This is a genomic window from Paenibacillus sp. WLX2291 (assembly GCF_046603665.1).
Taxonomy (GTDB): domain Bacteria; phylum Bacillota; class Bacilli; order Paenibacillales; family Paenibacillaceae; genus Saccharibacillus.
Map to the genome: position 1 here is coordinate 1,910,195 of NZ_CP176755.1, position 23,220 is coordinate 1,933,414.

15 protein-coding genes are annotated in these 23,220 nt (G+C 45.6%); 8 read left to right on the top strand and 7 right to left on the bottom strand.

Annotation, left to right across the window (positions count from 1 at the left end; all coding sequences use genetic code 11):
• Positions 1 to 300 precede the first annotated feature (300 nt).
• Both helD and ACDE64_RS08275 read left to right on the top strand, forming a co-directional pair.
• Positions 301 to 2,658, top strand: a complete 2,358-nt coding sequence (gene helD, locus ACDE64_RS08270) for an RNA polymerase recycling motor HelD (protein WP_411349656.1) — start codon at positions 301 to 303, stop codon at positions 2,656 to 2,658.
• A 99-nt stretch (positions 2,659 to 2,757) separates the two neighbouring features.
• The gene (locus ACDE64_RS08275) at positions 2,758 to 3,126 is read left to right on the top strand and encodes a hypothetical protein (protein WP_411349657.1); all 369 of its coding nucleotides are present in this window, start codon (positions 2,758 to 2,760) and stop codon (positions 3,124 to 3,126) included.
• A 68-nt stretch (positions 3,127 to 3,194) separates the two neighbouring features.
• Here ACDE64_RS08275 and ACDE64_RS08280 read toward each other — a convergent pair whose 3' ends face one another.
• Positions 3,195 to 4,133, bottom strand: coding sequence for a helix-turn-helix domain-containing protein (locus tag ACDE64_RS08280; RefSeq protein ID WP_411349658.1), 939 nt, complete (start codon positions 4,131 to 4,133; stop codon positions 3,195 to 3,197).
• A 154-nt stretch (positions 4,134 to 4,287) separates the two neighbouring features.
• Here ACDE64_RS08280 and yicI point away from each other — a divergent pair, with 154 nt between their 5' ends.
• Together yicI and ACDE64_RS08290 are read left to right on the top strand one after the other, a co-directional pair.
• Entirely contained in the window at positions 4,288 to 6,600 is a 2,313-nt protein-coding gene (gene yicI, locus ACDE64_RS08285; protein ID WP_411349659.1) for an alpha-xylosidase, read from the top strand.
• A 435-nt stretch (positions 6,601 to 7,035) separates the two neighbouring features.
• The gene (locus tag ACDE64_RS08290; RefSeq protein ID WP_411349660.1) at positions 7,036 to 7,467 is read left to right on the top strand and encodes a GyrI-like domain-containing protein; all 432 of its coding nucleotides are present in this window, start codon (positions 7,036 to 7,038) and stop codon (positions 7,465 to 7,467) included.
• Between the two features lie 213 nt (positions 7,468 to 7,680).
• On the opposite strand, the gene ACDE64_RS08295 is transcribed toward ACDE64_RS08290, so the two are convergent.
• From ACDE64_RS08295 to fsa, 3 genes are all read right to left on the bottom strand, one after another.
• Positions 7,681 to 9,006 (bottom strand): MFS transporter, encoded by a 1,326-nt coding sequence (locus ACDE64_RS08295; RefSeq protein ID WP_411350253.1) that lies wholly within the window; start codon positions 9,004 to 9,006, stop codon positions 7,681 to 7,683.
• A gap of 131 nt (positions 9,007 to 9,137) precedes the next feature.
• Positions 9,138 to 9,572, bottom strand: a complete 435-nt coding sequence (locus tag ACDE64_RS08300; protein WP_411349661.1) for a MarR family winged helix-turn-helix transcriptional regulator — start codon at positions 9,570 to 9,572, stop codon at positions 9,138 to 9,140.
• A gap of 170 nt (positions 9,573 to 9,742) precedes the next feature.
• Positions 9,743 to 10,423: a fructose-6-phosphate aldolase gene (gene fsa / locus ACDE64_RS08305; protein WP_411349662.1), complete on the bottom strand. Its 681-nt coding sequence runs from the start codon at positions 10,421 to 10,423 to the stop codon at positions 9,743 to 9,745.
• 595 nt (positions 10,424 to 11,018) lie between these two features.
• Here fsa and ACDE64_RS08310 point away from each other — a divergent pair.
• The 4 genes from ACDE64_RS08310 (at position 11,019) to ACDE64_RS08325 (ending at position 15,457) form a co-directional block, all read left to right on the top strand.
• Positions 11,019 to 11,900 carry a methyl-accepting chemotaxis protein gene (locus ACDE64_RS08310; RefSeq protein ID WP_411346009.1) on the top strand — a complete coding sequence of 294 codons (882 nt, stop codon included), beginning with the start codon at positions 11,019 to 11,021 and terminating at the stop codon, positions 11,898 to 11,900.
• Between the two features lie 225 nt (positions 11,901 to 12,125).
• Positions 12,126 to 12,800 carry a uracil-DNA glycosylase gene (locus ACDE64_RS08315; RefSeq protein ID WP_411346010.1) on the top strand — a complete coding sequence of 225 codons (675 nt, stop codon included), beginning with the start codon at positions 12,126 to 12,128 and terminating at the stop codon, positions 12,798 to 12,800.
• Between the two features lie 146 nt (positions 12,801 to 12,946).
• On the top strand, positions 12,947 to 14,335 hold the full coding sequence (gene fumC, locus ACDE64_RS08320) for a class II fumarate hydratase (protein WP_411349663.1): 1,389 nt from the start codon (positions 12,947 to 12,949) through the stop codon (positions 14,333 to 14,335).
• 333 nt (positions 14,336 to 14,668) lie between these two features.
• Positions 14,669 to 15,457: a hypothetical protein gene (locus ACDE64_RS08325; protein ID WP_411346012.1), complete on the top strand. Its 789-nt coding sequence runs from the start codon at positions 14,669 to 14,671 to the stop codon at positions 15,455 to 15,457.
• Between the two features lie 231 nt (positions 15,458 to 15,688).
• On the opposite strand, the gene ACDE64_RS08330 is transcribed toward ACDE64_RS08325, so the two are convergent.
• From ACDE64_RS08330 to ACDE64_RS08340, 3 genes are all read right to left on the bottom strand, one after another.
• Positions 15,689 to 16,900 (bottom strand): S8 family peptidase, encoded by a 1,212-nt coding sequence (locus ACDE64_RS08330; protein ID WP_411349664.1) that lies wholly within the window; start codon positions 16,898 to 16,900, stop codon positions 15,689 to 15,691.
• Between the two features lie 327 nt (positions 16,901 to 17,227).
• Positions 17,228 to 20,965 (bottom strand): amino acid adenylation domain-containing protein, encoded by a 3,738-nt coding sequence (locus ACDE64_RS08335; RefSeq protein WP_411349665.1) that lies wholly within the window; start codon positions 20,963 to 20,965, stop codon positions 17,228 to 17,230.
• A 221-nt stretch (positions 20,966 to 21,186) separates the two neighbouring features.
• Entirely contained in the window at positions 21,187 to 22,944 is a 1,758-nt protein-coding gene (locus ACDE64_RS08340) for a methyl-accepting chemotaxis protein (RefSeq protein WP_411346015.1), read from the bottom strand.
• Between the last annotated feature and the right edge of the window lie 276 nt (positions 22,945 to 23,220).

Genomic DNA, 23,220 nt, shown 5'->3' on the forward strand with positions numbered 1-23,220 from the left:
AAAAGCCGCATGACCGAAGAATGTTCTCCGTCGTGCGGCTTTGTTATTTGCAATTTATACTGGAACGTCGTAAAATAAAAAATGCTCTGCAAAAATGCAGAACAGTGTGAAGTAACGCTATTATTTTTAAGATTAGCATGTTCTTTATGGATTTGTCAAGATTTTTTTTGAGCAGGTTAGTTGTACGTTAGTGATCATCCATAACTAGAATGAGTCCTCGGCAGAACTGGGGATAATATAACAACAGACAGACGGCATCGTGCCGATCTGTACAATTGATGGAGCAAAGGGGATGGCAGTATGGCAATAGAAGATCAGGACTGGAAGATGGAGCAGCAGCGTGTCGATGATGTGACTGCCAAGATCAACAGCAAGATGGCTGTACTGGAACAGCAGGTTGGCGAAAGCCGCGGCGATGTGGTTGGTATGCGGAAGGACTTCTGGGACGAAGTATCGATCAACCTTAGTGAGCAGGATGATGTCGGTGAGACGTCGACTAGCTTGCGTCAGCAATCGCAAGTATTGTCCGAGCTAGAGCTGAGTCACCGTCGTTCCAGTTTGACACTGGATAAGCTGCGTCGTCTGTCCGGTTCCCCGTATTTTGGACGAATTGATTTTCAGGAGCATGGCAGTGATCAGACCGAGCAGATCTATCTTGGGATCGGTTCATTTTTGGATGATAACGAAGAGGATTTTCTAATCTATGATTGGCGGGCTCCGGTATCCAGTCTGTATTACGACGGTGCACCGGGAAAGGCGTCATATCGCACACCAGTCGGCACCATCGAAGGCAAGATGGAACTGAAGCGCCAGTTTGTTATTCGTGATGCAGATATCAAAGTATTGTTCGATACTGGCGTGACGATTGGCGACGAGCTGTTGCAGCAAGTATTGAGCCATAGCGCGGACAATCAGATGAAGAATATCGTTGCTACGATTCAAAAGGAACAGAATAGCGTCATTCGTAACGATAAAAGTCGGATGCTGATCGTGCAAGGAGCGGCGGGAAGCGGGAAAACGTCTGCTGCGCTGCAACGGGTCGCGTACCTGCTGTATCGGTACCGCGAAGTGTTGCGGGCAGATCAGATGGTGCTCTTTTCCCCGAATTCGATGTTCAACAGCTATGTGGCAACCGTGCTACCGGAGCTGGGCGAAGAAAATATGCTGCAAACGACATTCCAATCGTATCTGGAAGTGCGCATCGGGCGTGAATTCGATCTGGAAGATGTCTTTTCACAAATGGAATATTTGCTCGCCTGGTCGGACGATGATGGACATCCGGCGCGTGTGCAGGGCATTCGCTACAAATCATCGCTGGATTATTTCCATGCGATTCGTCGCTATGCCGAGCAATTGCTACAAAAGGATATGAAGTTCCGCCCGGTTCGTTTTCAAGGACGTGAGATTGTGTCGTCGCAGCGGATGCTGGATAAGTTCTATAGCTACGATCCAGCGGTGAAGCTGGGAAATCGGATCGAAGATATGCGTGATTGGTTGCTCAAGGAAGTGAACGATTTTGGGCGCAATGAGCGCAAAGAGCCGTGGGTGGAAGAACAGATTCAGATGCTAACGACCGACGATTATCATCGTGCATATACGATGATGCGGCGCAAGCAGAAGAACAAGTCGGTTTCATTTGACGATTTCCAATTGCAATCAGAGATGGCGGCGCGGATGGTTGTGAACAACTGGCTGAAGCCGTTACGTAAATGGACGAAACGGCTGCGTTTTATCGATCTGACTGGCTTGTATCGCGCGCTGTTTGAAGATGAGCAGCTGATGGCTGGTTTGAATCATGGCAATGTGCCAGAGGGCTGGTATGAGTTTGCACCACAAACGGTGAATCGTATGCGTCAGGGCGAGCTGGGATATGAAGATGCAACACCATATTTATATCTAAAAGAGCATCTGCAAGGCTTCCGCTCCAATACGGCGATCAAGCATGTAATCGTCGATGAGGTGCAGGATTACTCGCCGTTCCAGCTTCAATTCATGAAACGATTATTCCCACGTGCGCGCATGACGGCGCTCGGTGATCTGAATCAGGCAATCTACAGCCATAATTCCGTCTTTGACGAGGAAGAACCGCTGTTGGAGCTGTATGGTAAGGATCAGACAGAGCTGATCCGATTGACGCGCAGTTATCGCTCCACATACGAGATTGTAGATTTTACGCGGTCGATGATTCCGGGCGGTGAGCATATCGTGCCATTCAACCGTCGCGGCGACAAGCCGATTGTGAATCTGTACGATGATCGAGACGATATGCATCAGGAGATTGTGCGCAATATTCATCAGTTGCAGCAGCAGGGCTATCAATATACGGCGATTATTTGTAAAACAGAGAGTGAATGCGCCGAAGCTTATGAAGCGCTGCGAGGTCAGATTACGATGCGTAAAATGACCAAAAACACGCCAGTATTTGAAAAAGGAACGATTATCATTCCAGCGTATTTAGCAAAAGGTGTAGAGTTCGACGCGGTTATTCTGTACAATGCGTCTGCGGATCAGTATCATCGGGAAGCGGAGCGGAAGTTATTCTATACCGCGTGTACGCGTGCAATGCATCTGCTGTATGCGTATTCGGTCGGTGAGGTGACGCCATTCATTCAGCAGGTGAATGAAGAGCTGTACGAGCGTCATGATTATCGCGGTTGATTGCAAACTGCGATGAGATGATGCAGCTAACCCAATCACAGGGCTTTTTACGCTAGAATGTAAAAAGCCCTGTTTTCTATAGAAAGGAGACGAATACAGATGAATCGCAGACAACGTAATAAGATCATTCCCAGCGAATGGGTGATCGTCTGTCAGTTGGATAAGCAATCAGCTACATATAATAGGTATGAATTGTGGGCATTCGATTGGAAGCGTGGTGCACGTATGAGCTGGGAAGGATGGACGACGCGCGAAGAGCTGCTTGCCTTCCATGTACCAATCCGTCGCAAAATGGGCGGAAAGGCTACAATCACCATCCCAGTTGCCAAACTGGCAAAGCGTGCACAATGGCTGAATGTGAATGAGCAGCAATATGAGAAACTTCAGCCTGTTTTATATCAATCGGTTACGTATCGCCAATGGCAGCAGTGGAAGCAAACGTTAGAGAAGCCATCCTCATATTGCTAAGAGTAACAATGACGAATGACAAATCATGTAGCGGTAAGCAGATCGACTGTCACATGCTGCTGGCAAAATCAGATCGTTCGCACATCCGTCAGCAGCTCCGTCGTGCGAGTGGAATACATGCCGTGTAGCTCCTTGCGATAACGCGATGGTGTACAGCCATGATGCTGCTTGAATACCGAGATAAAATAACTCAGACTATCAAATCCAACCTCCAGCGAAATATCTACAATTTTGCGGTCGCTGTTTTCCAGCCATCGACATGCTTGCTGGGTGCGATAACGATTAATGTACTCAATCGGACTTTTCTGAGTCAGACTTTTGAAAAAGCGACAGAAATGTCCTTCACTCATACTGACGATATCTGCCAATTCACGCAAACGTAGCGGCTGCTGGTAATGTGAATGAATATGACTGAGCACCATTTTGAGCCGTTCCATTCGGTCACTTACGGCAGGTTGCTGCTCCAATGGATGATCCATATGTTCATACATAAGCCCGATGATCAGATACAGATACGCTTTGGTCGTCAGTTCATAGGCAACCGGACGTTGTAAATTTACCTGAACTACTTGTCCTAACAGCTCCAGAATGTGCTGTTGCCATGACAATGACGGATCAAGATGCAGCGGCGCATGTACCTGCCGTGCCAGCAGGGGGTCCAGATAATTGCCCTGTACATGATCATAGGAAGCGCTATCCAGCAGCGACATGCCAAATACGACTGCGCAATAGCTACACATCTCGCCATCGACACGATAGGCGGTATGAATCTCACCGCTATTGACGAAGATCGCTTCTCCAGCCTTGACCTCGCAGTTCACCCCACCAACTTGAAACAACGCACGCCCCTCAGTTACTAGAATAAACTCCGGCTCCTGATGCCAGTGACATTCCAGAATCACCTCATCGCGCAGATCGTTCATTTCATAAATGCTTACCGGATACATCGTACTGCCGTGAATCCGGTTCTCGCGTAGCGTATCGCGCATTCGTTCCAGACTCTGCATGTTCATTCCTCCCGTATATCAAAATCACGATACTTTTCATCAAAATAAAAGAAGAAAAGCGCTTTCTTAATCAATATCATTATACACAGAGATGAAGGTATAAGCCAAATGGCAATTACGATACTGGATGATTCCAGCTGAAAGGAAGAATATTATGAAATTTACTGATGGCTATTGGATGACACGCGAAGGGTATAGCATGCAGCATCCAACGGATATTCGCGATATTGTACGCAAAGGCGACGAAGTAACTCTCTATGCAGCAACAAAACGCGTTCAGCACAAAGGCGATACACTGAATGGGGCACTATTAAAAGCTACAATCAGCTCCCCACTGCCAGATGTGATCAAAGTGACACTGAACCACCACAAGGGCGGTTTGACTAAATATCCACAATTTGAACTGGCACAAGCAGATACCGATATTGTGATCGAAGAGAGCGAACAGGAACTGACCTTTACAAGTGGCAAGCTCAAAGCATCTGTTCAGAAAAATACTGGCTGGAATATTAGCTTTGACTATGGCAACCGTCATCTGACTGGTAGCGTACCTAGAGGACCTGCTTACATTAATGGACCTGAGAAGAGCGTCTATTTCCGCGAGCAATTGCAGCTTGGCATTGGCGAATACATTTACGGATTAGGCGAACGTTTTACCCCGTTTGTGAAAAATGGTCAAACGGTAGATATCTGGAACGAAGATGGCGGAACGAGTAGTGAACAAGCATACAAGAGTATCCCCTTCTATCTGTCCAGTCAGGGCTACGGCGTATTCGTTAATCACCCAGAAAAAGTATCATACGAGATCGCTTCGGAAAATGTATCCAAAGTCCAATTCAGCGTAGAAGGCGAGACGCTGGAGTATTTTATTATCGGTGGTACCAATCCGAAGGAAGTACTGAACAATTACACCGCACTGACAGGCAAGCCTGCATTGCCACCCGCATGGACATTCGGTCTGTGGCTGACGACATCATTTACGACGGATTATGATGAAGAAACGGTCAATCACTTTGTCGATGGTATGGCAGAGCGTGATTTGCCATTGTCGGTATTCCATTTTGACTGCTTCTGGATGAGAGAATACCAGTGGTCGGATTTCAAATGGGATGAGCGCATGTTCCCTGATCCAGAAGGCATGCTGAAGCGCCTCAAAGACAAAGGCTTGAAAATCTGCGCATGGATTAACCCGTATATCGCGGAGAAATCTTACCTGTTCGATGAAGGAATGGAGCATGGTTATCTGGTCAAACGTCCAGACGGTAGCGTGTGGCAATGGGATATGTGGCAGGCAGGCATGGCTTTGGTCGATTTTACCAATCCATCCGCAGTGAAATGGTATCAGGATAAGCTGAAAGTACTCATCGATCAAGGCGTCGATTCATTCAAAACCGACTTCGGTGAACGCATCCCGACGGATGTCGTGTACTTCGACGGCTCCGATCCGGTCAAAATGCACAACTATTATACTTTCCTGTACAACAAAGCTGTATTCGAGTTGCTGGAAGACAATCTTGGTAAAAACGAAGCCGCATTGTTCGCACGCTCCGCTACGGTAGGCGGACAACAATTCCCGGTTCACTGGGGTGGCGACTGCTCGTCGACGTTTGAATCGATGGCAGAATCGCTGCGTGGTGGATTGTCGCTAGGTGTGTCCGGTTTTGGTTTCTGGAGCCATGACATCTCCGGCTTCGAAATGACTGCCGCCCCAGCCGTATACAAACGCTGGGTTCAATTCGGGATGCTCTCTTCGCATAGCCGTCTGCACGGCAATGAATCGTATCGTGTACCTTGGTTGTTTGACGAAGAATCAGTAGACGTGGTGCGCAAATTCACCAAGCTAAAATGCACTTTGATGCCATATCTGTTCGAAGCGGCAGTTACCGCATCTGAGCAAGGCACACCGATGATGCGTCCGCTAGTGTTGGACTTTTCCAATGATCCAACTACTCATACGCTGGATCGCCAGTATATGTTCGGCGATTCGCTACTCGTCGCTCCCATCTTCAACGAGCAGGGCGAAGTGACGTACTATGTACCAGACGGACAATGGTTCAACCTACTGACGAACGAAACCGTACAGGGCGGTCGCTGGTATCGTCAAACCTTTGATTATATGACTCTGCCATTGCTTGCCAAACCGAACAGCATTATCGCCTTCGGCAACCAAGACAGCAAACCGGATTACGACTATACCGATGGTGTCCAGCTTCACCTGTTCAACTTGGAAGAAGGCGCCACAGCATCCACCCGAATCGTAAACCAAACCGGACAACCGTCCGCAACTATAACCGCAACACGCACCAATAACATTATCGAGATCCAAACCGAAGGCACCTTGACCAACTGGACAGCCACCCTACGAGGCATTACCAACGCCACATCCGTAGAAGGAGCCACCCAAGAGTCTAACGAACAAGGAATCCTGCTTACCCCAACCGCCAACACCATCCGCATCACCCTGTAACACCCAAACGAACGATACACTTCCGAAGCAAACCTTACGCGACATGCGCAAGGTTTGCTTTTTTCATCCATTTAGGGTTTTAATCTCTACACATGACATAGGAGCACGGAACGGAGGGAAGGAAATAAGGGATAAGGACGACTTAGAGTGTTTGCGGACTCCAAACACGAGGTTCAATGAAGAGTGATTTTTGCGAAGCGAAATATCTTACTGCTTTGGAGGGGCAGGAATCTTCATTTCTTCCTAATCCTAAAGATTGCCGCGGCTCCACCGGAGTCCGTTTCCTTATTCCTTCCCAAAGTGAATGTCACCCATATAAGCAGTATAGGCTCACACGCTACCTATGTTAAAAGTTGCATTCCCTTTCCCAAAGCCGTACTATAATATCAGCATAAAAACGCTACCATTTCCATTTCACTCACAAGGAGGAACACCATGAAGCTGAACCGTATTCAATCCATTCGCACCAACAATTTTAAAGACACCGAAATGCTTGAGAAAATCCAGCACGTCTGGAAAGAAGCCTATCAACAACAACAACAGCAGGATGCCGCTAGCACCTTGTATGGCGTCTATTATGACTACGAAAGTAACTACAAAGGCGACTATTCCCTCAGCACTGCGGTAGCCAATGACCACAGATCAGCAGAAAGTCTGGATATCCCCGAAGATGCACCGTACCGCATTTTTCAAGTGAACGGAACCGACAAGCAAAAGGTATTGCAGCAATGGAAGCAAATTTGGCAGCTTGAAGAGAGCGGCGAACTGATCCGCGCCTACACTGTTGATTACGAGAAATACGAACCGGACGGCACCGTAAGCATACATATTGCCGTAGCGCCGGATAGCAGCGAAAACGCTGTGTAATAACGACAGCAACGTATGTTACGGAGCTAGAACGTTATCTCATGCCAAAATAAAACCAAGCCCGTTTTCCCTTCAATCTATGCAGGGAAAACGGGCTTGGTTGGTTATTATGGAATCTCTTGCTTCTTATCATCGAATTACATCGTATCAACTACTATCTCATCCACTACTATCTCATCCACTACTATCTCACCGACTCACATCGTATTCATATTAGTCTACTTTAATATGAACAGACTGACTTTGTGCAGGTGTCTTTTTCGCTTTTACCATATAGATCGCGCCGATCACGATATACAGCGCAACAAATACGACCGAATACTGATACATCGATGTATAGCTAGTTGCACTGGCAATCGTTCCGAGAATCATTGCACCTAGCGCAACACCGAGGTCAAGGGAGTTGAGGAACATGCCGTTTGCCATCCCGCGCTGATGCGGATTAACGACCTGAATCATCCATGTTTGCATCGTTGGCTGCAATGCTCCCCAGCCAAGCCCATAACAGAGCGCTGCACCGAACAGACCGAGTGTAGAGTGGGCGAGAGACAGCAGTAATAGTCCAGCGATCAACAATACCGCACCGGGAATCAGCAATGCTTTGGGACCAAACCGATCATACAGTTTGCCGGAAAATGGACGGATCAGAATAACCGCCAGCGCATTAAACAGGAAAAAGTAACCCGGATTAGCGATATGCGCTTCACTGCCAAACAACGCAATAAAGCTGACCAGACCACCATATGTGATCGACATCAGGAAATTGAGCAAACTTGGTAATAGCAGTTTTTTCTCAAAAGTAGACGGCTTGCGTGCTGCATCTGATGAAGTAGTTGTCGCAACATCAGTTTGCAACGATTGTACAGCATTCTGCTGCGTAGGTACACTCATTGCGTTTGCACTATGCGCTTGTTCTTGCTGTACTGCCTGCTTCCGTTTCTTACTGCTGATCAGACGATAGGCGAGAGGGAAGAGGATCAGAATGAAGATCGAGCCGATCACAACCAGCGGCGTGAAGCCGTACTGCTTCTCTACCCACATCCCGATCATTGGACCAATCGACATGGAGATCGTAGTGGAGAGACCAAAGTAACCCATTCCTTCACCCATCCGGTTACGCGGAATAATATCCGAAGCCATCGTCGGGAAGGTTGTACTATACATCCCGAACCCAAACCCGAAAATAACCCGCATCACTAATAGCGCAACAATCGTAGCACTGAAATAATACCCAACTGTACCAAATAGCGCAATTGCCAAACCACCAAACAAAATCACATTGCGCTTACCTAACTCTAACGCACGCGCTGAGAACAGCCGAGCGACAATCGCCGATAGTGCCATCAGGCTAGTACAGAGACTCACATAAAAGTCACCCGCATGAAAGTGTGACCGCATATACAGCGGTAGTGAAGACAGAATCATATGCAAATTCAAGAAGACGAGCAGATTGCACGCCGTTAATACTAGAAATTCCCCCGTCCATAACTTTGAAGCAGGCTTGTCATCAGACTGTCCAACAGCTTGCGGGGAAATCATATCGTTTTTCGTTTGTTCCATAACAGGCATTCTCCATTTCTCTATCTTTGTTTCCGATTGATTGTGTTATGTCGGTTTTGTTACGTCATACAACATATCAATATGTCCGTACATCTGTGTCGATATATCGTTTATTCATCCAGCTTGGAGCGTAATTCGCGTAGCAATCTGCTTAACTGCTGCATTTGCTCTGGCGTCATTAGCGCAGCCAATTCCTCATTATGTTGCGTCTCGATTTGGTGTACTTTTTCCATTACCGTCCGTCCAGCCTCGTTCGGGTAAACGAGAAAGGCACGCCGATCCTGTGGATCCATTTCTTTGTAAATGAATTGCTTGCGGTGCAGCACATCGAGAATGCGTGCTGTAGTTGGCTGATCTTTGAACGCATGGGCGGCAAGCTCCTTCTGATTAATCCCTTCATGCATACATAGATGATACAGAATACTCCATTGCTCTGGCGTAATATCGTATTCCTTCAATCGCGCGGCAAATGCGTTGCTCACTTTGCGATACGTACTACCGAGTAAAAAGCCGATTGAATTCAATTCGGTATGTGTATGATTCATATGTGGTTCTCCTCTATACCTATATATTCATCCATATGTGTACCGTTCATAAAAATAGATGTTAATGCAATTATAATTAAAACAACTAAAATATTCAATAAAAAAACGGGAATCGTGAGATTCCCGTCGTGTGTGTGGTTTCATAAGATGCTGATGATTCACAAAGCGGCTTACTTGGAGCCAGCTTCTTCTTTTACTTGTTCTTTGGCTTGTGGAACAGTTTCCCAGTCTTTCAGGAAGCGCTCGATACCGCTATCTGTCAGTGGGTGTTTCCACAGTGTAGGAACCAGTGTACCAGGGATCGTAGAGATATGTGCACCAGCCAGTGCTGCTTCTCTTACGTGCTCCAGGTTACGGATACTTGCTGCGATGATCTCGGATTTCAGACCATAAGTGTCCAAGATTTGACGCAGATCGCGGATCAGTTGCATACCGTCGATACCGATATCATCCAGACGACCAACGAATGGGCTAATGAAAGTAGCACCAGCTTTAGCAGCCATCAGACCTTGTGCAGGTGTGAAGATCAGCGTTACGTTGGTTTTGATACCTTCTTTGGACAGTTGGTTACAAGCATACAGACCTTCTTCGGTCATAGGCAGCTTGATTACAACGTTTGGTGCCCATTTTGCGATTTCGTGTGCTTCTTTCAGCATGCCTTCTGCATCGAGGCTGACAACTTCGGCACTAACAGGACCGTCAATAATTTGGCAGATTTCATCGATAACATCTTTGAAAATACGACCTTCTTTGGCGATCAGGGAAGGGTTGGTTGTTACACCATCCACAATGCCCAGGCGGGCAATACGTTTAATCTCTTCAATGTTACCTGTATCCAAGAAAAATTTCATTTCTCTGTTCCTCCTCGATAATATATATCATTTGGTATGGTTTTAAACATATGGCAATTTGCCAACTACACAATCCACTGCACGGGTTGGATATGCCTATGTGTATATTACCCAATACCACCCACATCTGCACCTTCATCCGTATGTTTATTTGTGCGTACAAATTGCTTTAAAAATAATGCTTATACTTAGTTTTTACCACAATTCAAAGGTACATACAATGGGGGCGGCAAGGTTTGACCTGTACTTTACAATGAACCATACATAAACCCACATCAAGATGTTGATTTTGAGATAGAGTGTAGAACTAGATATGGTATAAAAAACGGATTATGAATGTCAAAATGAGTCTTTCAAAAAAACAAAAAATATTTTTGAGATGTTATAAATGGATCGTAAATTTACATTGCACAAGCTGATCTGTTAACCATAATGATGACGTGCATTCTATCTTGTATGAGTTTTGTTTGCGATACAATTGCAGAAAATATAAATTTCCATATTTTAAGAGCTAAGCTATTCACAAAGCATCAAAATTTGTCGAAATAATGAGTAGGTTTATATTGAAGTTTGACATCTACAGGAGTGATCACACATGACAAAAGGTTTTAGAAGTTCAGAAATCAATCCCGCTATACAGGATGTAAATGTTGTAGATATGGTTATCGAGTGTATGAAGTATTTTGAGCACGTCGTTGGCGAAGATCTGATGTTAGGCGTCACTGATTTAAAAGAATTCAAATATTACAAACCTGCCAAGCAACTGGATCTTGGTTTGCGCCCAGGTACGCCAATCGCTTCCGATGATCCGAACCTGAATAATGCACTCAAAAATGGTGTGGTCAGTGTCACTCGTGTTCCTGCTTCCGCGTATGGCTTTGAACTGGATGCTACGTCCGTGCCGCTCAAAGACAAGCATGGCAATATTGTAGGTGCGATCGCTTCAGCCTATACGTTGCAGCATAACGATTTTATGAGCAATGTAACGATTGATATCGAAAGTATCAGTAACCAGCTTAGTGATATGGTACAATTGCTGGCAGCCCAATCTCAGCAAATGTCTGCTACCACTGCGGAAATTCAAAGCAATACGAGTAAAGCAGTAGAAAACTCCAAAGAGGTCAATCAGGTGACTGGTTTTATCCGCGAAATCTCGGAACAAACGAATCTGCTCGGGTTGAACGCTGCCATTGAGGCTGCGCGTGTGGGCGAAGCAGGTGCGGGTTTTGGTGTTGTTGCTTCTGAAGTGCGCAAACTGTCTGTCGATACCAAAAATGCAACTCAGAATATCGAGAGTTCCCTTGGTAGCGTACAGCAGTCCATTTTACAGATGGAAAAAGAAATCTCGGCGATTGCTACTTCATCCAGTGAGCAGGCACAACTGGTGAATGAATTTAGCACGCTGGTTGAAAAGCTAAACAGCGTCAGCCATGATTTCAAAACGTTCATGGATAGCTTCTTGAAATCCCGTTTATAATCTCAATCATTGCATAGATATAGTTAGCAAAGAGCTGGTTCACAGGTGAAATGGACTAGCTCTTTTCTTTGTGTTGGCGATATGGATATACCAAAGCTTGTTTGATATATGATTTGTAAGATAGTTGTGTGTGTATTTCCAGATAGTAGGCACTGCTTTTTGACAGAAGAGATGTTCTTTTTCATAATAAATAAGAGAAGCACAACAAGGAAAGGGGTGGAGAGCATGAGCAAGATTTTCCATAATGATTGGGCAGACGTGTTGGAGTCGGAACTGGAGAAGCCATACTATCAGGAGCTGCGTCGTTTTCTGGCTCAGGAGTACCGTTCTACGACCGTTTATCCAGATATGTTCGATATCTATAATGCGCTACATTATACGCCGCTGGAAGGCACGAGGGTCGTTATTCTCGGTCAAGATCCGTATCATGGACCTGGACAGGCGCATGGGCTGAGCTTCTCGGTAAAACCGGGTGTAGATATTCCGCCGTCGTTACATAATATTTATCAGGAGTTACGTGACGATGTGGGCTGTCAGGTGCCGTCGCACGGTTCCTTGATCCACTGGGCAGAGCAGGGAGTATTGCTGCTCAATGCCGTACTAACCGTACGACGGGCGCAGGCTGCTTCGCACCAGAACAAAGGATGGGAGACATTTACCGATCAGGTGATTGAAGCGGTTAATCAGCGTGAAACACCGGCGGTATTCATTCTCTGGGGCAGTCATGCGCAGCGCAAAGGAGCGAATATCGATACTCGCAAACATTGCATTATCAAATCGCCGCATCCAAGTCCGCTCTCGGCACATCGTGGCTTCTTTGGCAGCAAGCCGTTTTCGCAAGCAAATGAATTTTTGCAATCGCATGGCTTGGACCCGGTAGATTGGTGTGTGCCGGAGTAAGCATTGATCTCCTGATCAAGATAGGTCAATTTTGCATAAAACAGGTAGATTTTGGTCAATGTAAGCGTTACAATTATAAAGGTTGAATCACGCTAATGAACAGGGTAAATACAAACGATCATTTCATCCTAAAGGAGGATTTTTCAGTGGAATACCGTGTAGAGAAAGATACAATTGGTGAAATTAACGTTCCAGCCGATAAGTTGTGGGGCGCACAAACACAGCGCAGTAAAGAAAATTTCAAAATCGGTGGCGAAAAAATGCCGATTGAAGTCATTTATGCATTTGCTATGCTGAAAAAAAGTGCTGCTCTGGCGAATGAACAATTGGGCAAGCTGTCTGCTGACAAAACGCAAGCGATTGTTACAGCAGCTGATGAGATTTTGGACGGTCAATGGGATGAGCATTTCCCACTCGTTGTATGGCAAACCGGTAGCGGCACCCAGTCGAACATGAACGTGAACGAAGTCATTGCACATCGTGGCAATCAATTGCTGGAGCAGGATGGAAAAAGCGACCGTCTGCATCCGAATGACGATGTGAACATGTCGCAAAGCTCCAATGATACGTTCCCTACAGCGCTGCATGTTGCCGGTGTACTCGCAGTAGAGAATGATCTGCTGCCTGCAATCACTGTATTGCAGGAAACACTGATGGCGAAATCCAAAGAATTTATGGATCTGATCAAAATCGGTCGTACGCATCTGCAAGATGCAACGCCATTAACGCTCGGTCAGGAAATTAGCGGCTGGGAAACGATGCTGCACAAATCAAGCCGTATGATTCTGAGCAGCGTAAGCGAAATGAAAGAACTGGCAATCGGCGGTACAGCTGTAGGTACAGGCATCAATGCACATCCAGACTTCGGTCGTCTGGTTGCGGAAAATATCGCTGGTCTGACTGGCAAAATGTTCAGCTCTGCACCGAACAAATTCCATGCGCTGACTAGTCATGACGAAGTGGTCTATGCACATGGCGCGCTAAAAGCACTTGCTGCCGATCTGATGAAGATCGCCAACGATGTACGCTGGCTCGCAAGTGGTCCGCGTAGTGGTCTGGGCGAACTGACAATTCCAGCTAATGAGCCGGGTAGCTCCATTATGCCGGGCAAAGTAAACCCGACTCAATCCGAAGCGATGACGATGGTTGTCACACAGGTGATGGGGAATGACGCGACTATTGGTTTTGCTGCCAGTCAGGGTAACTTTGAACTGAACGTATTCAAGCCGGTTATCATTTACAATTTCCTGCAATCGGTTCGTCTACTCACTGATTCCATTCTATCGTTCAATGAGCATTGTGCGGTTGGGATCGAAGCCAATGTGGACAAAATCCAGTATAACCTCGACAATTCACTCATGCTGGTTACAGCGCTTAACCCGTACATCGGTTACGAAAATGCTGCTAAAATCGCCAAGCATGCACATAAAGAAGGGCTATCCTTGCGTGAAGCAACACTGCAAAGCGGTCTGCTGACGGAGGAGCAATTCGACGAATATGTGGTTCCAGCCAAAATGATTCATCCAAAAGCTTGATGAACGTCTGATTTGCAATCAAGCATGGAACTGAATAGAATCAACAACGAAGACCAGCGCCGGACGTCATGCACACACATGTTATGACCGAAGACGCATCCAAACACCTGCAAGTACTTGAATCCTTTGCGTAAGAAGAGGAGATAGTCTTGGAGGTGTTTTTGCTGTCTTTGTTACAAATATGGGACGCCATTCCGACAAATTTGCGATAAAAAAGACACAATCTGCTCACAATCTATTGCCAAAGTTCAAATCCTGCTATACAATGAATACACTAATTGATAATGGTTCTCATTATCAATTAAATAATGCCGGTATTGAAGGAGGATTTTGATGAGTATCTTTTCAGAGCAACTGTCGCAATTGAGCGAGCATTTGCAACATGATCCTTCCGTATTTGCCCTGCTGCTTACAGGACAGGAAGGGATCGGCGAACCAGCAGCTGAGGCGGAGCTGGATGTCATGATTGTCGTTTCAGATGAAGAATTTGAGGAGCGTCTGCAAAGCGGATGCCTACATTATAAAGCAGTAGGTATGACCGAGAAGGGACTATATGGTGGAGGCATTAACGGTAAATATATTTCGCCTGGCTATATGGAGAAGGTATCGCGCTTCGGTAGCGAACCGGCAAGGTTTACCTTTATGGGAGCGGTGATCGTTTTCTCTCATCTGCCGGAATTGCGCAGTATGATCAACGAGATTACGGAATTTCCACTGCATCAGAAGCAGGCGAATATTAATCGGTTTTACGCTCAATTTGAAGCGTGGTATCAAGAGTGTCGTAAGGCGCTGCAAAGTAACGAGCATTACTTGCTGCATCAGTCCGTCATGAATATGATTCTGTTCAGTGGACGATTGATTCTCTCTCACAATGAGATGCTGTATCCGGGACACAAGTCGCTGATACATATGCTGGAGCATGCCCGCAAAAAGCCAGATCAATTGCTGCCAGTTATGCAAACATTGATGACCTCACCGTCTGAGCTGAGTCTAGAGCGATTGTATCGCCAAATTCGTGATTATGATCGCTGGGTGAACGAGGATCTCAACTGGACCGATTACGTTATTATGGATAATGAACTACAATGGATGCGTCGCAGCGTGTCGGTAAGTGAGATTTAAACGGAAGACTAGTGCTGATCGCTGGTCAAGAATGAGTGACCGTCCAGAGATAACAGAAGATGGAACCGATACTGCGTGCAACAAATCATTGTACATTTGGGTTGGAAGTCATAAATTAAATGCTCCTATGGATTCTGTATTCAATCGCATATCAGTTCACATAAAAAAGACGCCTTGCACATTCGTAATGAACGTGTACAAGGCGTCTTTTGTGTGCTGCCGTTTATGTGATTAACGAGAAGCTGCACCTGGATCGAATACGTGCTGGAAGCTGACCATACCGTAACCGTACAGGTCATCGCGTCCTGCTGTACCAAGATCGATACTGTTCACTTCAATCAGATGACGAAGCTGGTCGTTAGTTAATTGTGGATACGCTTGTTTCAAAGTTGCTGCCAGACCAGCTACAAATGGTGCTGCTACCGAAGTGCCATCACGCAGCTCATAGCGACCGTTAGTAGAGGTGCTCACGATGTTAGCGCCTGGTGCAGCGACATCGGCTTCGGCACCCGTAGCGGAGAAGCTGGCACGCTCCAGATTGTCATCTACAGCAGTAACTGCCATGACATAGCTGGACTTAGCTGGAAACTCGATTGTATCTTGTGTTGTATCAGCAGTTCCTTTGTTGCCAGCAGCTGCGATCAGCAGAATTCCTTGATCATGCGCCGTTTGCAGCATTTGCTCAACGACTGGAGAGTCTTGCGGGAACGCAATGGACATATTTACGATATCCATTTTGTTCTGGATTGCCCAGTTGATACCACTGGCAAGGTCTTCTGTGGAGCCGTTACCTTGAGTATCAAGGATTTTGACAGCGTAGATGCTTGCATCTGGTGCTTCGCCAATCAATCCTTTGCCATTGTCCTGTGCGCCGATGACGCCAGCTACGAATGTACCGTGACCGTTATCGTCGGTGTAGGAAGAAGTGTATTTTACAAGCGATACACCACCGGCGATTTTCAGATCGGAGTGAGCGGAGATGCCGGTATCCAGAATCGCAACTTTTACACCTTTACCTGTATAATTTTTATCAAGAGCGAGCTTGGCATCGACTGCACCGTATCCCCAAGATGCTTGCTCCTGACCTTTGACAGTAACCGCTTTGACGTTGGCTGCAAATGCTTGTGCTGCACCTTGATAATTTTCGTTATTATCAATGCGAGTGATGCCTGCTGTATGGGACAGCTGTTCTTTTTCACTAGCTGTCAGATCGGCAGCTGCCATATTCAGATTGTCGAAGAAACGTGTATTTTCTGTACCAGCGGCAGCTGTAAGAACTTGCTTGGCTTGACTGGTAGAGTATTGAACCAGATAGCGCTGGGAAGCTTCAGCAGTAGCAGATTGAGTTGTCATTGGAATAACAATAGCTGTTAAAAGGGGCAGTGCAATGACTGCTGATAAAGTGGCGGTTTTCCACGAGTTTAGTTTAGTAAGTATGCTCATCGGTTCAATTACTCCTTAGTTGTGGGTAATAAGTCTTATAACTAATTAACCATTTTAGATAGTTTAAAACACCTTTTATTGATAAATTATAACTTTTTTCGACAAAAAAATCAATATTTATTATAAAATGTATTTTTTTGTCGTATTATGTAGTATATATCGACTACACATCCTATTTTGTGTATAGCATTGTAATTATATTGTAAATGAGTTTTATAATAATCACCATCTTATATTGCAAATGAATAGAAACGCCTCTGATTTTGCGAATCAGAGGCGTTTTGGTGTCATCGTAAACGATATGAATATGAGAGTAAGAATTTACATTTACAGATTGGATGGCATCTGGTTGATTACAGGCGTCGTATCGCGCTCTGTTTTCGTTTGAGGCTCGACCGGAATAGGAGCAGGGAAATAGCCAATTCCGGCAGCATATGTGAGCATCGCGTTAATAAATGCCAGATCGGTTGGCGTGCATTGAATGTCGGCTTTTTCCAGAATAGCGTGTGTCAGTGGATTTGCCAGACGATATGGTGAGTTACGTGCACCGTCACCTTCCAGCTGAGCCATTGCCAGTTGAAGTGCTTCAGTCGATTTGTCGATTGATGCATCCAGTAACCAGTTGCTATATGCTTCCGGGCGCATCAGTTCTACCGGATAACCGGCAGCATTGATAATGTCAATCAGCTGCGAATAAGGAACCTGTTGCGGATTGCAAATATGGAAGATCTGTCCGGCAGTGTCCGGTTGAAGTGCCAGATGGACAATGGAACGTCCTGCATAATCAATCGGTGTAAAGTCCATCCATTGCTCTACGGAAGGAGCTTTACCAAGCAGCAGCATAGCTTTGATCATCCGATACATCGCATTGCTGTCGATATTACGTTGGAAGCTACCTGTAAAGGAATGGCTAGACAGATTGCCTGCCCGGTAAATGTTCACCGGAATGCCTTGCTCTGCTGCTTGCAGCACCAGTTTCTCAGCTTCCAGTTTACTATTCGTATACACATTCTCAGCATACAGATCATCTGGCAAAATACCAGTTTGTTTCACTTGCTGCCATTTACCTTCCAGTGATAGATCTTCTGGAATACCCATGGTAGAAATATGATGGAAACGAATGCCTTTGCGAATGCTTGCTAGTTTCAGCAATTCGCTAGTAGATTGAATATTCGTTTTGCGGAAATGATCACTATCGCCAAAATGACGAACATCTGCGGCGCTGTGCATAATGGAGTCGATCCGCTCATTCAGCAGATTATAATCATGTTCACTCAAGCCGATACGTGGCTGGTCTAGATTGCCTTCAATTACCGTGACGCGTTCGTCAAAGCCAGTTAAGATGCTACGTCCAAAATACAGCTCCATTGTTGCTTTGAGTCGATCCATACTGCTAGCATTACCAGATTTACGTACTAGAGCATACACATGTGCCTCACTGCGATGTAACAATTCATACAGCAGATAAGAGCCGAGGTAGCCTGTTGCACCTGTCAGCAACACATGAGTAGCAGGAAGCAACGTATCTGGGGCAAAGGTTGCGACCTGTTCCGGGTATTCCACCAGATCGATCAATTCACCCGATGGAGTAAATGGCAGCAATTCTGCTTGTCCACCACCTGGAAGTTCAGCTCTAGTTGCCAGCGCAGCAATCGTTTTGTAATCAAAGAAGTCGGCAATTTTCAGAGCAGGATAGTATGGTTTGAGCAAAGTTAATACGTGAATAACATGTAGCGAATCGCCACCGATCGCAAAGAAATCATCTTGAATACCAATATGCTGACGATTGAGAACTTCTGACCATGCATCGGCAATGCGTTGTTCGGTTTCCGTTTGTGGGGCTACATAACCTGCTGGTTGTTCAGCCAACTCGGTGTTTGGATAGTCGATCAGCCGTTTCCGTTCCGCTTTACCAGTTGGTGAGATTGGGATCGCATCCAGCTGACATACAAATTTCGGTACAAAATAGGATGGCAGGCGATCAGCTAAAAATTGTTTGATTGCTGCTGGAGATAATTTGCTACCGTCCTGCGTTGTAAAGTAGGCGACAAGCATATTTTGATTGGACGCATCTTTTTTGGCGACAACTACAGCGTCTTGAATGTCTTCGTATTTGTTCAGATTATCTTCGATCTCACCGATTTCAATACGATGACCTCTGATCTTGATCTGGGAATCGCGACGTCCCACATATTCAATCGTACCATCAGACAGCAATTTCGCCAGATCACCAGAGCGGTATAGCTTGGCACCTTCCACATGAGGATGGGGAATAAAGGCAGCATCTGTTTTATCCTGTTGATTTAAATAGCCTTTAGCAATACCCACTGTAGAAATGTACATTTCACCAGGTACGCCAACTGGGCATAACATCAGCTGGTCATTCAGAATAAAGATTTCGTAGTTATGAATCGGACGACCGATCGGAACGTTAACGACATGTTCAGCCAGTGGTTCTGTAATTTTGTGCATAGTAGCGCACACCGTGCATTCTGTTGGACCATACGCATTGACAACATGAACCGGTTTACCGACATTTTGTTGGAAAGCACGTACACGTTCGCCATAGAGTGCTTCACCAGCTACAGCCAGCAGACGCAAGCTGTACAGACGTGCGTAGCCTTCCGGTGATAAGTAAGCGGACAGCTGATTGAAGAATACGGTTGGTAGTGCAGTAATGATTGTTGTGCGCGTACGTTCAATCGCTACGGCAAATTCTTCAATCGATACACGCTCATCCGCATCCAGCATATACATATGTGCACCGTGGAACAGTGGAGCAATCGTATCCCAGACGGAGCCGTCAAAGCTGTAGCTGGCGAACTGTGCCATAATATCCTGTGGCACAATATCGAATTGTTCCTTCAAAATTTGTCCAAGGTTAACGACACCGCCATGAGCGATTAATGTACCTTTTGGCTTACCAGTAGAACCGGAAGTATAAATGACGTATGCCAGATCGTCAGGACCTGCATTGGATTGTGGATTGATTAACAGGTTCGCAGGAGCATCGGAACGAATCGATTCAATAGAGATGACACCGCGAAGAGTGGAGATACCGGCAGTCAGTTCATGTACTTTGTGATAATGCTCGGATTGGGTGATAACGAAAGCAGACCGTGTATCCTGAACGATATAGTGATTACGATCATCTGGATGCGCAGGATCAACAGGTACATATACACCGCCAGCTTTCATAATACCGAGCAGCGTGATAACACTATGCAAGCTGCGATCCAGAAACATTGTTACAAATTCGCCGCGTTTCAAGCCTTTGTTCAGCAGCAGATGAGCGATCTGGTTGGATTGTTCATTCAATTGACGGTAAGTCAGTGTAGTGCTGCGGTAGCTAATAGCATCGCGATCCGGGTATTGACTCGCTGCTTGCTCAAATGCGCCATGGAACGTTAATTCAGTGTTGTAAGGTGCAGCTGTATGGTTAAGTGCATTGTATAGCACTTCATCTTCGGCGTTTAGAATATCAATCGCGCCTGCGGGCAATTCAGGATGCGTAAGTAACCCTTCTAGCAGGCGAATGTAATAAGCAGAGAAACGTGCAATCGTTAAAGGTTTAAACAGAGAATCGTTGTATTCTACAACCATAGTTAAAGAAGATTGATGAGGCACGATTGCCCAGTTAATAATCTGTCCGGGTTGTGCAGGAATCGTTTGTCCAAAGCTGAATACGGTATCACTCTGTACACGCTGACCGGTTTGAGCTTGAGACAGCTGTGTATATACATGTTGAACAGTACTTTCAAACGAAGATTGTTCTTCAAACGAAGCATAGACGGGAATCATCCCTTTTGCTGAAGCGAAGAGAGCGGCAGTTTCATATTCGCCTGATAGACGATACATCCAGCCAAGATAGGCAGCAAGCAAAACACTTTGCTGTTGCAAGCCCGGTTGCAGTGTATTCACATAACCGGCAATTACGGGACCAAGATCAAAGCGATGAATAGCAAATGTACCCTTCTGATGTTTGCGAGCATGATCTAGCGGAATCTGCAAGGCAGGCAGCTGTAGAGGAACATGGGACGGACGGCTATTTTCAGATAGGGGCATAATGATCTCTCCTTAAAATTGAAGTTGTAAAACTGTTTAATGTCTGAGCACAGTTGAAAAGAGAGTTGCGTTGTTTACAAGACTTTTCAGTATAAGTTATGAGAGTACCGCATTTTCCCGGAAATCGGGGGAGAGCAAATGATTCTATATAGGCAGAAATCATTTGTTCTCCCGATTACCAGAAAATATCAGATGAATTTGAATATTAGATGAATTCTATATCAATCAACTTTGCGTACGTGGAAATGGGAGATCAATTCTTGGAGCTGTTCAGCCATTGTGGAAAGCTGGTTGGCAGCATCCGAAGTTGAAATAACGGTTGCTTTTTGACCTTCCAGGTTTTCAGATACTTTGGCACTATTAGCAGCGGCAGTTGCTGCCGTTGTTTTCAGGCTATCCGCAGTTGCGGTCATCTCTTCTGTACCAGCAGAGATTTGTTGAGTCGCACTAGAGATATCTTGAATCTGCTCGGTTACTTTTTTGGTTGCATTGTGAATATCGGCAAACAGCAAGCCGGTTTGATCCGCGATGGACATTCCATGCTCCACTTCCAGCGTACCTTTTTTCATCGATGTTACGGCATTTTGAATCTCGGATTGAATTTCAGCGATCAATGTGCTGATTTGATTTGCTGAATCGGCAGATTGTTCTGCCAGTTTGCGAACTTCACCAGCTACAACTGCAAAACCTTTGCCATGCTCGCCAACACGTGCAGCTTCGATAGAAGCGTTCAATGCTAACAGGTTGGTTTGACCGGAGATTCCTGTAATGATGCCCAGAATGTTACCGATCTCCTGTGAACGGCTTTCCAGCAGTTCGACTGCTTTGGCAGTTTCATGTACGGAATCGGAGATCAATGCCATCTGGTCTGTTACTTTGGATACAATTTGATTACCTTGCGCGGATTTCTGTTCCATCGCATAGGCTTCATCCGAAACGGTAGAGGAGTTTTTGGCAATCGTATTGATGACTGTCGATACTTCACTCATCGATTTGGCTGTTTCCTCAGTAGCGGCTTCCTGATATTTCATGCCATCCGCGATGTCTTGTACACTGTTAGCAAGTGTCATGGAGCGGCTGCTATGGTCGGAAGCACTATCCATCAGCATTTTGGCAGATTCGGTCACTTGTTTGGAAGCGGATTGAACGTTGACGATAACGCTGTTCATTTTCGCAACCATTTCGTTGAATTTCTGGTTGATAATACCGAGATCGTCTTTACCTGTTTTGATATGAGTATCCAGATTTCCTTTGCTAACCTCTTCAATCCCGCGAATCAATTCACGAATCGGAGAGAGTGTGCGGCGAACAATGAAGAACTGGACGATAAAGATCAGGACAAGGAAGATAACCATGATAGTGATTCCGCGAAGAAGCAATTCATGCAAACCGTCCGGAATTGCGCTCGCATCGGCGTCAACACCGAAGTAGGCAAAGATTTTACCATTGGAGTCTTTGATCGGATAAAGGATTGTAGTCCACAGTCCAAAATCGTCACTATAGAAGCTGGTAAATGTAGTCTGTCCGGTTTTCAGCATTTCCTGAACACCTTCAACGATCGTTTGCGGCTGTTCGTACATGTCGCCGATATTGACCTTGCCTTCTTTGAGAGCTTCCATCAGTTTGGTTGGAACCGCAACCAGCTGTGTGCCGTTGCCATTCTCAAGCTCGGTACCAAATACATAAGCTTGTGCGATATTCGGATTGTATTTGTTTACATTATCAAGATATGCACGTAATTCGCTTTGTACTGGACCTTCATAGCTTTTTTCAGCCATTGCTTGTTGAACTTGCTGGGTAGTAATGCCCTGAGCAAAAGTATCCGTAACCGCTTGGATCTGTCCGTGAAGCTGGTCAATCAAAATCGTTTTCTGGGTAAAGTAGCTGCTGACAAGCAAAATAACACCGATCAGAATAATACTCATTGCCGAGATGATCAGGTTTTTTGCAAAGAAGGACAGTTTGCCTAGTTTTTTCAATGAACTTCACTCCTGTAATCTAATTGATAAATACAATTCGTTCGACGCTATGGCAATTCGACTGCCATTATAGACAATCGGTTTACCATCCCCGACATTTTGCACACCTCAGTAAATTAGGTATTTAGAATCATTTATTCGGTATGAGGCAAAAGTAACAATTAAACATCGGAACCAATTTTTGCCTTAACCTAGTAAAAAATTCAATTTCACTCGGCTGCACATAACTTAATATGTCGGAAATTGTAAGGTATTATGTTATAGCGTTATAAAAAA

Coding starts and splice junctions, on each gene's coding strand:
- helD (WP_411349656.1), top strand. CDS start 301: ATGGCAATAGAAGATCAGGACTGGAAGATGGAGCAGCAGCGTGTCGAT.
- ACDE64_RS08275 (WP_411349657.1), top strand. CDS start 2,758: ATGAATCGCAGACAACGTAATAAGATCATTCCCAGCGAATGGGTGATC.
- ACDE64_RS08280 (WP_411349658.1), bottom strand. CDS start 4,133: ATGCAGAGTCTGGAACGAATGCGCGATACGCTACGCGAGAACCGGATT.
- yicI (WP_411349659.1), top strand. CDS start 4,288: ATGAAATTTACTGATGGCTATTGGATGACACGCGAAGGGTATAGCATG.
- ACDE64_RS08290 (WP_411349660.1), top strand. CDS start 7,036: ATGAAGCTGAACCGTATTCAATCCATTCGCACCAACAATTTTAAAGAC.
- ACDE64_RS08295 (WP_411350253.1), bottom strand. CDS start 9,006: ATGATTTCCCCGCAAGCTGTTGGACAGTCTGATGACAAGCCTGCTTCA.
- ACDE64_RS08300 (WP_411349661.1), bottom strand. CDS start 9,572: ATGAATCATACACATACCGAATTGAATTCAATCGGCTTTTTACTCGGT.
- fsa (WP_411349662.1), bottom strand. CDS start 10,423: ATGAAATTTTTCTTGGATACAGGTAACATTGAAGAGATTAAACGTATT.
- ACDE64_RS08310 (WP_411346009.1), top strand. CDS start 11,019: ATGACAAAAGGTTTTAGAAGTTCAGAAATCAATCCCGCTATACAGGAT.
- ACDE64_RS08315 (WP_411346010.1), top strand. CDS start 12,126: ATGAGCAAGATTTTCCATAATGATTGGGCAGACGTGTTGGAGTCGGAA.
- ACDE64_RS08325 (WP_411346012.1), top strand. CDS start 14,669: ATGAGTATCTTTTCAGAGCAACTGTCGCAATTGAGCGAGCATTTGCAA.
- ACDE64_RS08330 (WP_411349664.1), bottom strand. CDS start 16,900: ATGAGCATACTTACTAAACTAAACTCGTGGAAAACCGCCACTTTATCA.
- ACDE64_RS08335 (WP_411349665.1), bottom strand. CDS start 20,965: ATGCCCCTATCTGAAAATAGCCGTCCGTCCCATGTTCCTCTACAGCTG.